The sequence below is a fragment of the Cellulomonas sp. PhB150 genome (genome assembly GCF_003755175.1).
Classification (GTDB): Bacteria; Actinomycetota; Actinomycetes; order Actinomycetales; family Cellulomonadaceae; genus Cellulomonas.
Genome location: NZ_RKHX01000001.1, coordinates 1531561 through 1544849 on the forward strand (window position 1 = coordinate 1531561; position 13289 = coordinate 1544849).

The 13289-nt window shown below is 73.2% G+C and carries 16 protein-coding genes and 1 riboswitch; of the genes, 4 read left to right on the forward strand and 12 right to left on the reverse strand.

Translation table 11 applies throughout. From position 1 onward, the window contains the following. The first annotated feature begins 13 nt into the window (after positions 1 to 13). Positions 14 to 601, forward strand: a complete 588-nt coding sequence (locus EDF34_RS07030; RefSeq protein WP_123370743.1) for a pentapeptide repeat-containing protein — start codon at positions 14 to 16, stop codon at positions 599 to 601. Between the two features lie 4 nt (positions 602 to 605). Here the strand turns inward: EDF34_RS07030 and EDF34_RS07035 are convergent, their stop codons facing one another. Further along, positions 606 to 1250: a fasciclin domain-containing protein gene (locus EDF34_RS07035; RefSeq protein WP_123370514.1), complete on the reverse strand. Its 645-nt coding sequence runs from the start codon at positions 1248 to 1250 to the stop codon at positions 606 to 608. A gap of 139 nt (positions 1251 to 1389) precedes the next feature. Further along, positions 1390 to 2787, reverse strand: coding sequence for an aminotransferase class V-fold PLP-dependent enzyme (locus EDF34_RS07040; protein WP_123370515.1), 1398 nt, complete (start codon positions 2785 to 2787; stop codon positions 1390 to 1392). Between the two features lie 38 nt (positions 2788 to 2825). Further along, a riboswitch (SAM riboswitch) is annotated at positions 2826 to 2939 on the reverse strand. A 232-nt stretch (positions 2940 to 3171) separates the two neighbouring features. Here EDF34_RS07040 and EDF34_RS07045 point away from each other — a divergent pair. Then, a complete protein-coding gene (locus tag EDF34_RS07045; RefSeq protein WP_123370516.1) occupies positions 3172 to 3585 on the forward strand; it encodes a rhodanese-like domain-containing protein in 414 nt (137 codons plus the stop codon). Beyond that, positions 3582 to 4832: an O-succinylhomoserine sulfhydrylase gene (locus EDF34_RS07050; protein ID WP_123370517.1), complete on the forward strand. Its 1251-nt coding sequence runs from the start codon at positions 3582 to 3584 to the stop codon at positions 4830 to 4832. The genes EDF34_RS07045 and EDF34_RS07050 overlap by 4 nt, the downstream gene beginning before the upstream one ends. 93 nt (positions 4833 to 4925) lie before the next feature. Here the strand turns inward: EDF34_RS07050 and EDF34_RS07055 are convergent, their stop codons facing one another. The 4 genes from EDF34_RS07055 to EDF34_RS07070 form a co-directional block, all read right to left on the reverse strand. Then, complete coding sequence (locus EDF34_RS07055; protein WP_123370518.1) at positions 4926 to 5405, reverse strand: pyridoxamine 5'-phosphate oxidase family protein; 480 nt, start codon at positions 5403 to 5405, stop codon at positions 4926 to 4928. A 223-nt stretch (positions 5406 to 5628) separates the two neighbouring features. Further along, a complete protein-coding gene (locus tag EDF34_RS07060) occupies positions 5629 to 6357 on the reverse strand; it encodes a DUF72 domain-containing protein (RefSeq protein ID WP_123370744.1) in 729 nt (242 codons plus the stop codon). Positions 6358 to 6394: 37 nt separating this feature from the next. Next, on the reverse strand, positions 6395 to 7222 hold the full coding sequence (locus tag EDF34_RS07065) for a PhzF family phenazine biosynthesis protein (RefSeq protein WP_123370519.1): 828 nt from the start codon (positions 7220 to 7222) through the stop codon (positions 6395 to 6397). Between the two features lie 72 nt (positions 7223 to 7294). Beyond that, positions 7295 to 8167, reverse strand: coding sequence for a carboxylesterase (locus EDF34_RS07070; protein WP_123370520.1), 873 nt, complete (start codon positions 8165 to 8167; stop codon positions 7295 to 7297). A 226-nt stretch (positions 8168 to 8393) separates the two neighbouring features. On the opposite strand from EDF34_RS07070, the gene EDF34_RS07075 reads away from it, so the two are divergent. Continuing rightward, on the forward strand, positions 8394 to 9353 hold the full coding sequence (locus EDF34_RS07075; protein ID WP_123370521.1) for a helix-turn-helix domain-containing protein: 960 nt from the start codon (positions 8394 to 8396) through the stop codon (positions 9351 to 9353). Positions 9354 to 9369: 16 nt separating this feature from the next. Here EDF34_RS07075 and EDF34_RS07080 read toward each other — a convergent pair whose 3' ends face one another. Genes EDF34_RS07080 through EDF34_RS07105 form a run of 6 tightly spaced genes read right to left on the reverse strand, consistent with a single transcriptional unit; the run spans position 9370 to position 13286 of the window. Continuing rightward, complete coding sequence (locus EDF34_RS07080) at positions 9370 to 10368, reverse strand: GNAT family N-acetyltransferase (protein ID WP_123370522.1); 999 nt, start codon at positions 10366 to 10368, stop codon at positions 9370 to 9372. Then, positions 10368 to 11063 carry a phosphoribosylformylglycinamidine synthase subunit PurQ gene (purQ, locus tag EDF34_RS07085; RefSeq protein ID WP_123370523.1) on the reverse strand — a complete coding sequence of 232 codons (696 nt, stop codon included), beginning with the start codon at positions 11061 to 11063 and terminating at the stop codon, positions 10368 to 10370. The genes EDF34_RS07080 and purQ overlap by 1 nt, the downstream gene beginning before the upstream one ends. After that, positions 11060 to 11329: a phosphoribosylformylglycinamidine synthase subunit PurS gene (gene purS / locus EDF34_RS07090; RefSeq protein WP_118768479.1), complete on the reverse strand. Its 270-nt coding sequence runs from the start codon at positions 11327 to 11329 to the stop codon at positions 11060 to 11062. The genes purQ and purS overlap by 4 nt, the downstream gene beginning before the upstream one ends. A gap of 48 nt (positions 11330 to 11377) precedes the next feature. Next, positions 11378 to 11938 carry a hypothetical protein gene (locus EDF34_RS07095; RefSeq protein WP_123370524.1) on the reverse strand — a complete coding sequence of 187 codons (561 nt, stop codon included), beginning with the start codon at positions 11936 to 11938 and terminating at the stop codon, positions 11378 to 11380. After that, a complete protein-coding gene (locus tag EDF34_RS07100) occupies positions 11935 to 12951 on the reverse strand; it encodes a hypothetical protein (RefSeq protein ID WP_123370525.1) in 1017 nt (338 codons plus the stop codon). The genes EDF34_RS07095 and EDF34_RS07100 overlap by 4 nt, the downstream gene beginning before the upstream one ends. Continuing rightward, positions 12951 to 13286, reverse strand: coding sequence for a PadR family transcriptional regulator (locus EDF34_RS07105; protein ID WP_123370526.1), 336 nt, complete (start codon positions 13284 to 13286; stop codon positions 12951 to 12953). Before EDF34_RS07105 ends, EDF34_RS07100 begins: the two co-directional genes overlap by 1 nt. Positions 13287 to 13289: the final 3 nt, after the last annotated feature.

Below are 13289 nucleotides of genomic sequence, written 5' to 3' on the forward strand. Positions count from 1 at the left end.
GCGCGTGACCGAGATGAGCCTGGAGCCCGGAGCCGACCTCGACGGGCTGGAGGTGATCGGGCAGCGGCTCGACGGCCAGGACGGCTCGTCGGCCCGCGTCCTGGAGTGCTCGTTCAGCGGGTGCTCGCTCGACGGGGTGCGCCTCGACCACGCCCGGGTCATCGACACGACCGTGGCCGACTCGCGCGCCGGCGAGCTGCTGCTCGCCTCGTCGACCTGGCAGGACAGCGCGTGGACCGACCTGCGCCTGGGGGCCGTCCAGGCGTACGGGTCGACGTGGACCCGGGTGCGGGTGACCGGCGGCAAGTTCGACTACCTCAACCTGCGCGACGCCCGCCTCACCGACGTGACGTTCGTCGGCGTGGTCATCGACGAGCTGGACCTCGCCCGCGTCAAGGCCAAGAAGCTGACCTTCGAGGAGTGCCGCGTGCGGCGCCTGCTGCTGTCCGGCGCGACCCACCAGGACACGGACCTGCGCGGGATCAGCGGCCTGGAGTCCATCGAGGGCATCGACGGGCTGGCCGGGGCGACGATCAGCCCCGACCAGCTCGTCGACCTGGCACCCGCGCTCGCCGACCACGTCGGCCTGCGGGTGCGCTGAGACGTCAGAGATCGGCGGGCCGCAGCACGAACGTGATGGCGTGCGCGATCTGCTTGTTGCCCTTGTTGATGTCGAGCTTCCCCGGGACCAGGAACGGGTTGATGTCGTTGCGGTCCTTGTCGACGAGCTGCACGATGCCGAACCGCTTGGACAGCACGTCGACCTTGACGGTCCCGCCCTGGGCGGTCGTGAGGACCGCATTGTCCGAGGACAGCGCCGTCTTCGAGTCGATCGTCGCGCCCGGGACCACGTGGTAGAGCAGCACCTGCTCGAGAGCGTCGACGCCGACGGCGTTGGCGAGCGCGGTGAACACGCCCTTCTCGGTGAAGTACCAGCGGTGCGTCAGGTCGAGGGCCAGCAGCTGGAACGCCCGGTCCGTGGGGATGAACGCGGTCAGCGGCACGGTCCCGTCGGCGAGAACCGCGACCGGGCTGCTCGGCTTGGCAGCGAGGACCGCGCCGACGGCCTGGTCGAGGATGTCGAAGTCGCCCCAGTTGCGGTCGAACGTGTCGCCGTCCGAGGCGAGGACGGCCGCGAGGCTCGTCGTCCCGGACGGAGGTGCGGCTGACGCGGCGGGCGCGAGGACGACGACCGCCCCGGTCGCGAGGGAGGCGGCGGCGAGGGCGGAGACGAAGCGACGGATCGGCATGGCGAGCTCCAGCGGACGAGGGGACGCGGGGCGACGCCAGGCGCCGCACCGCGCAGGGCGCCGACCGGCACCCCTCGACCCCTCTTCCGTTCGAGCAGCCGATCCGGATGCACGAATTGTCCGACCGCTGGGGGCGGGATCAGTCGTCGAGCGCGGGTCCGCAGGCCGCCGCAGCGGTCGCCGCGAGGTGGTCCAGGCCATGCACCGCGAGCAGCGGGCGCGTGTCGTCGACCACGGCCCAGCAGCCGTCGACGATCTCGTACGCCGAGCGCGCGCCGGCGCTCAGGTACGCCGTCAGCGCCGTGACCAGGCGGTCGACCGCCTCGCTCGTCGTGCCGACGCCGACCGACGCCCGGATCGCGCCGCCGGTCGCGCCGAGGTGCGCCAGGAGCGGGTGGGCGCAGAACCGTCCGTCACGCACCCCGATGCCGTGCTCGGCGGCGAGGTAGGCGGCGACGAGTCCCGGGTCGTGGTCCGGCACCGTGAACGTGATGACGCCGACGGGCTCCTCGGAGTCGGGCCAGATCCGCGCGACCTGCACGCCCTCGATGCCGGACAGGCCGGTGACGAGGCGGTCCCGCAGCGCCTGCTCGTGCGCGTGCAGGGCGCCGGCGGGCAGCGCGGCGAGCTGGTCGCAGGCCTCCGCGAGCGCGATCGCGCCGATGACGTTGGGCGAGCCGGCCTCGTGCCGCGCGGGCGCGGGCTGCCAGACCGTCCGGTCGGTCCGCACGTCGCGCACCGCACCTCCCCCTGCGAGGTACGGCGTGCCGGCGTCGAGCCAGTCGCGGCGCCCGACGAGCGCGCCGGCGCCGAAGGGGGCGTACGTCTTGTGCCCGGAGAAGGCGACGTAGTCCGCGCCGCTCTCGGCGAGCGAGAAGCCGCGGTGCGGCACGAGCTGCGCACCGTCGACGGCCACCCGGGCGCCCTCGGCGTGCGCGATCGCGATGACGCGGTCCAGCGGCAGGGACTCGCCCGTGACGTTCGAGGCGCCCGTCACCGTGACGAGCGCGTAGGGCTGCCGGGCCAGCTCGTCGGCCAGGGCCTGCAACGTCTCGGCGACGGTGCGGGCGATCGGCAGGATCGTCGTGGAGTGCCCCTGGCCCGGGCGCGAGTGCACCCACGGCAGCAGGTTCGCGTGGTGCTCGACGTCCAGCACGAGCACGCGTCCGCCAGCCGGGACCACGCCCGCCAGCAGGTTGAGCGAGTCCGTGGTGTTGCGCGTGATGATCGCGACGTCGTCCTCGCGCGCGCCGACGAAGCGCGCGATGCTCTGCCGCGACGACTCGTACAGCGCGGTGGAGACCTGCGAGAGGTACCCGGCGCCGCGGTGCACGGACGCGTACAGCGGCAGCACCTCGGTGACCCGCGCGGCCACGGCCTCGAGCGCCGGGGCGCTGGCCGCGTAGTCGAGGTTGGCGTAGACGACCTGCGTCCCGTCGACGAGGGGGACGGTGGTCGTGCCGCCGACGACGGGGACCAGCGGGCTGATCACGTCGTCGACGCTCGCACAGGACGTCCGCTCGGCGATCGCTGTCATGGTGCACCTCCAGATCGAGGGACCACCGCCCATGGGGTGTCCCGCGCTTGCCGGGCACCAATCGGTGCCGGCCTGGTCGTCACCCGGGGCACCCCGCCGCGGAGGAGGGTTGCCGGCCAGCGAGCCGGGGCTTGACGCTGGCGCTCATGACCTGAACCCGAGGGTTCCTCACGTCGACCGCTCCGGTCAACGGCACACCCGTCCTATCTCGCATGACGGGACGCGGTGTTCATCACGTGGATGGTCGCGGCTCCGGCGCGCTACCATCGCCGGACCATCCAGAGCGGCCGAGAGATCTGGCTCGACGACGCCGCAGCAACCCATCCGGGGCAGGGCACACGCCCCGGAGCAGGGTGCTACCGCCAGGACCGATGGAGGAGAGCAATGCCCTACGCAGGTGACCTGACCCCGCAGCAGGCCTGGGAGCTGCTGGCGTCCGACGAGAGCGCGCTGCTCATCGACGTCCGCACCGACGGCGAGTGGCGCACGATCGGCGTCCCTGATCTGTCCTCGTTGCACGACCGCTCAGGTTTCGTCGAGTGGGTGACCCCCGCCGGGCCCAACCCGAACTTCCTGGGCCAGCTCGCCGAGTCCGGCCTCGAGCCCGGCGACGAGCGACCCGTCATCTTCCTGTGCCGCTCGGGGGTCCGCTCCGTGGCGGCCGCGCACGCGGCGACGGCCGCCGGCTTCGGCCCGTCGTACAACGTGCTGCACGGCTTCGAGGGCGACGTGGGCGCCGACGGGCAGCGCGGGCACGAGGGCTGGCAGGCCGACGGCCTCCCGTGGCGGAACCTGTGAGCCGGGTCCCCGGGCCCGGGGACTGGGACGCACGCCGCGTCGCACGTGAGGGGCTCCGGCCCGACACGCTCGCGGTGCGCGGCGGCCTGGTCCGCACCGAGTTCGACGAGATGTCCGAGGCGCTGTTCCTCACGCAGGGCTACGTCTACGGCTCGGCCGGTCAGGCCGAGGCCGCGTTCGCGGGCGACGTCGACCGGTTCCTGTACTCCCGGTACAACAACCCGACGGTCCAGACGTTCGAGGAGCGGCTGCGGCTGCTCGACGGCGCCGAGGCGGCGGTCTCGACCGCGACCGGCATGTCCGCGGTGTTCACGTCGCTCGCCGCGATCGTCAAGCAGGGCTCGCGCATCGTCGCCGCCCGCGCGCTGTTCGGCTCGAGCGTCGTCATCTTCGACGAGCTCCTCGCGGGCTGGGGCGTGACCACCGACTACGTGGACGGCCACGAGCTGTCGCAGTGGGAGGCCGCACTGGCGACCCCCGCCGACGTGGTGTTCTTCGAGACGCCGTCCAACCCCATGCAGGACCTCGTCGACATCGCGGCCGTCTCGGCGCTCGCGCACGCGGCGGGTGCCCTGGTGATCGTCGACAACGTCTTCGCGACGCCGGTCCTGTCCCGCCCGCTCGAGCTGGGCGCGGACGTCGTCGTGTACTCAGCCACCAAGCACATCGACGGGCAGGGCCGCGTGCTCGGCGGCGCGATCCTCGGCCCCGAGGAGTACATCCGTGGCCCGGTGCAGACCCTGGTGCGCAACACCGGTCCGTCGTTGTCGCCGTTCAACGCGTGGGTGCTGCTCAAGGGCATCGAGACCCTCTCGCTGCGGGTCCGGCACCAGACGGCCTCGGCGCTGGAGCTCGCGCGGTGGCTCGAGGAGCGCGACGAGGTGGCGCGCGTGCGCTACGCCTACCTGCCCTCGCACCCGCAGCACGAGCTCGCGCTGCGGCAGCAGAAGGGTGGCGGCACGGTCGTGACGTTCGACCTGCGCGTGCCCGCCGACGCGACCGCCGAGGTCGCGAAGAAGACCACGTTCGCGTTCCTCGACGCGCTGCGGATCGTCGACATCTCGAACAACCTCGGCGACTCGAAGTCGATCGTCACGCACCCGGCGACCACGACGCACCGCAAGCTCGGCGCCGAGGGCCGCGCGGCGGTCGGCATCGCCGAGTCCACGGTCCGCTTCTCGGTAGGCCTGGAAGACGTGGACGACCTTAAGGACGACCTCACCCAGGCCTTCGCAGCCCTCCCTTAACCCGCGAGCGCTACCAATCCCCATCGAGTGCGCCCGTCGTTTCGGGCGCACTCGATGCGTTTCGGGCGCACGCGCGGGTGGGGTTCCCGGGGGTTACAGGGAGACGGTCTCGTTCTCGCCGCCGTCGTAGCGCTCGCCCTTGACCTTCGCCTTGACCAGGCTCAGGACCGTGGCGATGCGGCCGCCCGGGCTGTCCCAGTACTCGGCCGTCTCGCCGTGCAGCACGACGAGGACCAGGCCGGGGGTCTCGGGCCCGTCGGGGTACCAGGCCTCGGCGACCGGCCCCCACAGCTCGCGCTGCTTGGCCACGTCGCGGACCACCTCGGCCGGGCCGGACACCGACACCCACGACGACGAGTCCGCGAACGCGGCGTTGGCCGGGCTGCCGTGCTCGATCTCGGCGACCTTGTGCGAGTCGGCGTCGGCGAAGAACCAGAGGTCGCCGTCGAAGTCCACGTCCTGCACCCCCATCGGCCGGCTCACGAGCGACCCGTCGGCACCCACCGTGGTGAGCATCGCGGTGCGGGCGTCCTTGATGAGCTCGGCGACCTTGGCGATCTGGTCCTGCGACATGTGTCGACCTCCTCGTCGTGCGGCCCGCGGCGGGCCGGACGGCCACGCTAGGTCGCGCTCCGTGAGACCGCATCCGGAACGCGAGTCGCGCGCGCTGCCAGCGCGGGCCGCGATCCGCCGGCACCTGGCCGTCGTTGCACGAATGGTTGCGGCGAACGCACCGTGGGCGTGCACCACACCTTCAACGATGCCTGCGATCACGAACGGCGCGCGACCGCGGGCGTCACGCCCCCAGCAACCCGCGCAGCGTCCGGGCGTTGCGCACGGCGTTCCCGCCGCCGTCGTTGTTGAAGTAGGCGAGCACGTCGCGCCCGCCGCCGTCCCACTCGCGCATCCTGTCCGCCCACCAGCGCAGGTCCTCGTCCGAGTAGCCGCCGCCGTAGAGGTGCTCGGGGTCCGGCCCGTGCAGCCGCACGTAGACGAACGGCGCGGTCGCGCGCAGCACGCAAGGCAGGTGCGCACCGCTCATCACGACGTACGCAGCACGGTGCCGCTCGAGGATCGCGAACACGGCGTCGTCGAGCCACGACGGGTGCCGGAGCTCGACCGCCACCCGCACCCACTCCGGCAGGGACCGCAGGAACCAGTCGAGGCGAGCGTCGTCGCGCTCGTGGTCGGGCCGCAGCTGGACCAGCAGCACCTCGCGACGAGGACCGAGCTCGTGCCAGGCACCGGCGATGCGGCCGGCCCAGACCTCGGGCTCGAGCAGCCGCTTGGCGTGGGTGAGGCCGCGCGGGGCCTTGACCGACATCGCGAACCCGTCGGGCAGCCGGCGGCGCCACCCGGCGAAGGTCGAGTCCCGCGGCCAGCGGTAGAAGCTCGCGTTGAGCTCGACGGTGTCGAACTCGCGCACGTAGTGCTCGAGGCGCGCGCTCGTCGGCGTGCCGTGCGGGTAGAGCACGCCGTCCCAGTGGTCGTACGACCAGCCGGACGTCCCGATCCGGATCGTCATGAGCGCCATCGTCGCCCGGGTGGCGCGATCCTGCGCGCTACATCTCCTGCGCGGTCCCGGTGACGCGGATGCGGCCGTCGCGCGGGATCTCGACGACGAGGAAGGACGGTCGCCCGGTCTCGGCGCCCTGGTCGACGGTGATCACCACAGGCGCCTCGACGTGGCCGCCGGCGCGCAGGTAGGCGCCGAGCCCGGCCGCCGCCGACCCCGTCGCCGGGTCCTCACGGATGCCGCCGCGCGGGAAGGGGTTCCGCGAGGCGAACCGCGTCGGCGAGAGCCGCTCGACGACGGGCACGGTCCCGTCCCAGCCGTGCTCGTCCTGCAGGGCCAGCACCGCCTCGTCGTCGTGGTCGAGCCGCGCCAGGACACCCGCGCGCACCGCGAGCAGCGGGTGGAGGTTGCCACCGTGCACCAGCGCCGGGGGCAGCGCGGGGTCGAGGTCGCCGGCGTCCAGGCGCAGCGCGCGCAGCAGGCCGCCGACGATGGCCTCGTCGAGCGGCTCGACCACGGTGTCGACGGCCACGAGCGTCGCCCGCTCCGCGGTCACCTCGACGGGGACGAGCCCCGCGTTCGTCGTCAGGCGGACCGTTGCGGCGGCGGCCCGGCGCTGCGCGAGCGCCACCCCCGAGGCGATCGTCGCGTGCCCGCAGAACGCGATCTCCGCGCGCGGCGTGAAGTACCGGACCCGGGCCGCGTCGCGCTCGATCCCGGTGAGGAACGCGGTCTCGCTGAACCCGAGGTCGGCGGCGATCGCGAGCATGTCCGCGTCGCCGAGCTCCTCGGCGTCCAGCACGACGCCGGCCGGGTTCCCCGAGGCCGGGTCGGGCTCGGCCGTGGTGAACGCGCGGTACCTGAGGATCTCCATGCGTCCATCGTCCCGGCGGGTCCGCCGGTGCGCGATGGCCAATCCGGTACCGGTGGCCTCGGCCGGTCCCGGTCAGACCTTCCCGGGCGGGGCGAAGCGCTCGATGAAGTCGAGGGCGGTCTGCGCGACCTCGCGCCACCCGTGGTCGATCGTCAGCGAGTGGCCCCGCCCCGCCATCTCGACGAACTCCGTGACCGAGGCGTTCTTGCTGTGCTTCTTGTAGGCGGCGTGGGAGATCTCGTGCGGGACCGTGTGGTCCTTCTCGCCGGACACGACCAGCAGCGGCCCCCTGTCCTGCGCCGTGTAGTCCACCTTCGTCTCGCTGAACGGGTTGAGGTTGGCCGCGGCCGCCTGGAAGATCGGCACGCCCGACGCCGCGACATGGAACTCCTCGTAGAGCTGCCTCGCCTCGTCCTCCTCGAGGTTGTTGGCCCAGCCGTAGACGAACTCGTCGAACGTCAGCGTCACCGCCCGACGCGCGTTGGCCGGGTTGCCCAGCACCGGCGAGCCCGCCTTGAGCGCGGAGACGGGCAGCGGCAGCACGCCCCGGCCGGGCGCGGGGTCGATGGTGACCGTCGCCGCGGCGACCTCCTCGCCCGCGAGCTTCTGCACGATGAGCCCACCGAACGAGTGCCCGACGATCGCGGGCTTGACGGTCAGCTGACGTGCGCCCTCGAGGTAGTGGTCGGTCACCGCCTGCACCATCTTGTGCGCGAAGGCGTCGGGGTTGGCCCTCGCCTCGGCGACGGTCTCCGGGTCGTCGGGCCAGCCGGGCGCCACCGTGGCGTAGCCCGCCTCCTCGAACATCGCCTGCCAGGGGTCCCAGCTGCTGGAGAGGAGCCACAGCCCGTGCACGAACATCACGGGTCGGCGGCCCGAGGCGTTGGCCTCGGCGAGCTCCGCGAGCTCGCGCGGTGTCAGGGTCGGTCGGGGGGAGTCAGCCATCACGTCGCCGCCGTTCTGTCGTGGGTCGTCGGGTGGTGCGCGACACGCTAGGACCGCACCGAGGCGGCGGATCGGCTCGCCCTGCGTCGATCTGTGCTGCGCGTGCGCAGAGGATCGGTCGCAGGCTCAGCAGGGTTGTGCCCGAGCGCCCTCCGTGAGGATGCTGGGCTCACGTGGCCGCGGCGCCACCCCATCGATGCTCAGCGGGCAGACGCGGAGAGTCGTCATGACGACGTTGTGGAGCGCGACCGAGGCGGCCGGCACCGACCGGGCCGCCGCCGTCCGCGAGGCCGTCGGCAGCAACGTCGTCCGGGTCGACATCGACCTGCCGGACGACCCCGGTCAGATCGACGTCGAGCTGACGCTCTCCGAGGCCGGGCCGGTGCAGGTGCTCTCGGTGCGGTCGATGGCGACCACCGTCACGCGGAGCCCGCGCCTGGCTCGTGACGACTCCGAGCCGCAGCTCTTCGTCACGCTCCAGGCCACGGGCAGCTCGGCCATGGCGCAGCACGGCAGGTACGCGCAGCTGGGGCCGGGCCAGTTCGCCGTCTACACGACGACGAGCCCGTACACGCTGGCCTTCGACCGCGGCCTGGACGCGCACTTCTTCCGCATCCCGCTCGCCGAGGTGGCCCTGCCCGCCTCGGCCATCCGCGAGGTCTCGGCCCGGACGCTGGGCGACCACGACCCGGTGGCAGCCCTGACCTCGTCGTACCTGCGTCGGCTCGCCGTCAGCCCCGGACTGAGGGCGAGGGCGGTCGCCGACAGCCTGGCGCAGCCGACGATCGACCTGGTCCGGGCGGCACTCGTCTCCAGCCTGGGTGACCCGGGACTCGGCAAGGAGTCGCTCCAGACGACCCTGGAGATGCGCCTGCTCGAGCACATGCGGGCGCACCTCGCCGACGGCCGCCTCAGTCCGCGCAGCGTCGCCGACGCGCACAACATCTCCGTCCGGCACCTCTACACCGTCCTGGGCCGCTGCGGCATCACCTTCGGCGACTGGGTCCGCACGCACCGGTTGGAGGCGTGCCGCCGCGAGCTGGCCCAGCCGCACGCCCGGGCACGGACGATCGCCTCGGTCGCCCGGCAGTGGGGCTTCCCGGACGCGACGCACTTCAGCAGGGTCTTCCGCGAGGCCTACGGCATGACGCCGCGGGAGTGGCGGGCCCTCAGGACGGAGCGCTGATCGCTCCCGCCCGACCTCAGCCGGACGGTTGCTCGTCGAGAACCTTGCCGAAGCAGAGCGAGTGCAGGTCCCCGACGTAGGGGCCGAACGGGGCGATCGGGCGCCAGCCCGTGGCGAGGTAGAGGCCGACCGCCTCGGGCTGGCGGATCCCGGTCTGCAGCACCAGGCTCGCGTAGCCGAGCGCCCGCGCCTCCTCGTCGGCCGCGGCCAGCAGGGCACGCGCCGCGCCCGCCCCGCGCGCGGACTCCTCGAGGAACAGCTTCTTCAGCTCGGCCGAGCCCGGGGGGTACCCGTCACGGGGCGCCCGGATGCTCACGCAGCCCACGGCGACGCCGTCGATCCGCGCGACCCACGTGGCCAGGTCCCCCACGCCCTGCGCGGCGTCGTCGGCCCAGAAGCCGCCCGCCTGTTCGAGCTGGTCCACCAGCTCCGGATAGGTGGGCCCGTTGAACTCGGTGAACATGCGGTGCCGCAGGTGGGCGGCCTCGGGGTGGTCCCAGGTCACGCGCTCGACGACGACCGCCCTGCGCTCACCGCCGGCGCGGCGGGGAGCCGGGACCTCGGCGAGGGACTTCGCGAAGCAGCGGGAGTCGACGACCCCGACGTACTCCCCGTAGTTGTCGATCGAGCGGTAGCCGGCCGCGAGGTACAGGCCGATCGCCTCGGGCTGCAGCGGGCCGGTCTCGAGCACCAGCCGCGTGAACCCGCGCTCGGCGGCGATCCGCTCCAGGTCGGTGAGGACAGCCCGCGAGTAGCCGCGGCCGCGGTGGGCGGGCAGGACGAACATCCGCTTGAGCTCGCCGGTGGCCGCGCCGAGCTCGTCGGCCGCACGCAGCGCGCCGCACGCGACGACCCCGCCGGAGACTCGCAGCACGACCATCGCGACGATCTGCTCGCCGGTCATGTCGTGGCCGAGGTCGTCCTCGCCGTAGCGCTCGCGCAGCTCGGCCTGCTGAGCGACGCGCAGCGCGGCGGCGTCCGGGTCGTCCCAGGCGACGAGGTCCAGCGTGGTCATCAGCCGACGAGCGAGTGCAGCACCGACGTGAAGAAGCCGAGCCCGTCCGTCCCCGTGCGCGGGCCGTTCGCGCCGTCGGGGCCGAAGCCCGCCTCGACCGCGTGCTCGGGGTGCGGCATGAGGCCCACGACGTTGCCGGCAGCGTTCGAGATGCCTGCGATGTTGCGGCGCGAGCCGTTCGGGTTCCAGCCGACGTAGCGGAACACGACGCGACCCTCGCCCTCGAGCTCGTCCAGCGTGGCGTCGTCGGCGACGTACTGGCCGTCCTGGTTCTTCAGCGGCACGGTGATGTGCTGGCCCGCGGTGTAGTCGCGCGTCCAGGCGGTGTCGGCGTTCTCGACGGCCAGCACCTGCTCGCGGCAGACGAAGTGCAGGTGGTCGTTCTTGATCATCGAGCCGGGCAGCAGGTGCGCCTCGGTGAGGACCTGGAAACCGTTGCAGATGCCCAGCACGGGCAGCCCCTTGGCCGCGGCCTCGACGATCTCGCCCATGACGGGCGCGAACCGGCTGATGGCCCCGGCGCGCAGGTAGTCGCCGTAGGAGAACCCGCCAGGCAGGACCACGGCGTCGACCCCGTGCAGGTCGGCGTCGGCGTGCCACAGCGCGACCGGCTCGGCGCCGGCCAGGCGGACGGCGCGCGCGGCGTCCCGGTCGTCGAGCGTCCCCGGGAAGGTGACGACCCCGACGCGGGTCATGCCTGGGCGTCCTGCGCGACCGCGTCCTCGTACACCGCGACGACGTCCTCGATCACGGGGTTCGACAGCACCTGCTCGCCGGCGGCGCGGGCGGCCGCGAGGATCTCCTCGGTCACCGGCCCGTCCACCTCGAGCTCGAAGCGCTTGCCCTGGCGGACCGACGCGAACTGGCCGAAGCCGAGTCGCGGCAGCGCACCGGCGACGGCCTTGCCCTGCGGGTCGAGGATCTCGGGCTTCGGCATCACGTCGACGACAACTCGTCCCACGGGTGTGCTCCTGGGGTCTCACGCGGCGATGGGGGTTCGCCGGGGAGTCTACCGACGGGCGTCGGGATCCAGGACCACGGCCCGATCGGTGGATGCCACCACGCCGTCGAGCCCGCGGTAGGGCAGGAACGGGCCGACGTCGGGACCGGGTGGCGGCGGGAAGAGGTGCGCGATCCTCCGCGACCTGCCGAACGCCGTGACGATCGCCTGGCCGACGACGAGGACCGGTGCCGTCAGCACGAAGTTGACCCATGCGTCCGACCAGACCTGTGCGATGAGGAGCACCAGGGGAAGCAGCGCGACCGGGGTCCAGAGCGCGTCTCGCAGCGGGAAGAGCAGGCCGTCGACGTCGTCGCGCAGCCACGCGTCGTACCGTGCGGCGGGGCGCCTGTCGAACAGGCGGTAGGCGGCCACGACCCGCAGCGGTGGCCGCATCCGCACACGGGTCGCCCAGCCGCCGAGGACCAGGTCGACGACCGTGCGCGCGTCGAGCCGCCGGGTCGGCCCGGCCTGCTCCTCGAGCACCGTGAGCATCTCGGAGGCGCGGACAGCCCGCCACCGGCGCGGGTAGGCGCGCAACCAGACGGATGCCGACCGGCCGCCCTTCACGCGTGCGACCCTTCGGCACCCGCAGCACGCACCTCGCGAGCACCGGCCGTCGCGAACCCACCCGCAGCCGCGACTCGTCGGAACGGCTGGGCCGCGTCGAGGCGTGGTCGCCGCCCGGTCAGCGCACGCCAGACGTCCACGGCCGCGAGGGTGGACCCGCGCCGTGCGGACCACCACCACACCGCCAGCGCGAGCGGCGTCACGACGAGCCACACCGACCCGAGTTCCACGAAGCTCCCGGCTGCGGACCCCAGCGCGACGGTCAGAATCATCACCACCCACGACCCAGCAGCGACGAGATGACGCGGACGGAGCCCGACGAGCACGCGATGCGGCTGGGTGACCGACGACGCGCGACGCAGCAGCAGCAGACCGCCCCCTGCGGCGACGATCCCCGCGCCGAGTGCGAGGGCCAGCGGACGCGTGAGCCCGAGGAGCGTGGTCCAGGTGAGGGACCCCGTCACGCCGATGACGGACATCACGGCGAACGCCGCCGACGCGGCGATCCGACGGCGCGGGCCGAGCACGGTGACGACATCGCTGACGCCGTCACGCGTGTACGGCGACGGCGCCAGCTGACCGCGCAGCGCGACCTCGCGAGCAGTCCGGGGGTCGCCGGCGATGCCAGTCACCGCGACGACGAGGAAGAACGTCACGGCGAGGTGGGTCGGCCACGTCAGAAGCAGGACGGGCAGGAGCCACACCGACCACAGCGCCCTGCTGACGAGGTAGGACGGTCCGAGGATGTCGTCCTGGACCCACGCGCGGTACCGAGCAGGCACCGGGGTACCGAGGAATCGGTACGCGAGGTAGATGTGCAGCGGCGGGCTCCCCCGCCAGCGCGTGGCCAAGCCGCTGCGGAGCAGCCCCCACGCCGTCCGCCGATCGACCCGGACGGCGTCGGGCCCGGCGAGGTCCGCCAGCACCGCGACCAGCTCGTCGCCCCGCTCCGCGCGCCACCGGCGCGGGTACGCCCGGAGCCAGAAGGCGGCTGACCGCTCGAAGGTCGCCATCACGCACCCCCGAACGCCGGCCGAGCCCCGAGCACCCGCTGCGCCCGCGTCGCCAGGGCCCGCAGCCGCGCGGTCTCCGCGGTCAGTGCCCCGAGCCCCTCGTCGGTCAGCCGGTAGTACCGCCGCAGGCGCCCGTCGACGACGACCTCCCCCGACGCCTCGGCGAGGCCTGCCTCGACGAGCCGGTCGAGGATCCCGTAGAGCGTGCCCGCGCCCAGCTTCACCTGGTCGTCGGACAGCGTGAGGACGGCCTGCACGACGCCGTAACCGTGCCGCGGCTCCTCGGCCAGGGCGAGCATGACGAGGTACGCCTGCTCGCTCATCCGGAAGGTCATGTG

Coding starts and splice junctions, on each gene's coding strand:
- EDF34_RS07045 (WP_123370516.1), top strand. CDS start 3,172: ATGCCCTACGCAGGTGACCTGACCCCGCAGCAGGCCTGGGAGCTGCTG.
- EDF34_RS07040 (WP_123370515.1), bottom strand. CDS start 2,787: ATGACAGCGATCGCCGAGCGGACGTCCTGTGCGAGCGTCGACGACGTG.
- EDF34_RS07070 (WP_123370520.1), bottom strand. CDS start 8,167: ATGGCTGACTCCCCCCGACCGACCCTGACACCGCGCGAGCTCGCGGAG.
- EDF34_RS07080 (WP_123370522.1), bottom strand. CDS start 10,368: ATGACCACGCTGGACCTCGTCGCCTGGGACGACCCGGACGCCGCCGCG.
- EDF34_RS07065 (WP_123370519.1), bottom strand. CDS start 7,222: ATGGAGATCCTCAGGTACCGCGCGTTCACCACGGCCGAGCCCGACCCG.
- EDF34_RS07105 (WP_123370526.1), bottom strand. CDS start 13,286: ATGACCTTCCGGATGAGCGAGCAGGCGTACCTCGTCATGCTCGCCCTG.
- EDF34_RS07075 (WP_123370521.1), top strand. CDS start 8,394: ATGACGACGTTGTGGAGCGCGACCGAGGCGGCCGGCACCGACCGGGCC.
- purQ (WP_123370523.1), bottom strand. CDS start 11,063: ATGACCCGCGTCGGGGTCGTCACCTTCCCGGGGACGCTCGACGACCGG.
- EDF34_RS07055 (WP_123370518.1), bottom strand. CDS start 5,405: ATGTCGCAGGACCAGATCGCCAAGGTCGCCGAGCTCATCAAGGACGCC.
- EDF34_RS07030 (WP_123370743.1), top strand. CDS start 14: ATGAGCCTGGAGCCCGGAGCCGACCTCGACGGGCTGGAGGTGATCGGG.
- EDF34_RS07035 (WP_123370514.1), bottom strand. CDS start 1,250: ATGCCGATCCGTCGCTTCGTCTCCGCCCTCGCCGCCGCCTCCCTCGCG.
- EDF34_RS07100 (WP_123370525.1), bottom strand. CDS start 12,951: ATGGCGACCTTCGAGCGGTCAGCCGCCTTCTGGCTCCGGGCGTACCCG.
- EDF34_RS07060 (WP_123370744.1), bottom strand. CDS start 6,357: ATGACGATCCGGATCGGGACGTCCGGCTGGTCGTACGACCACTGGGAC.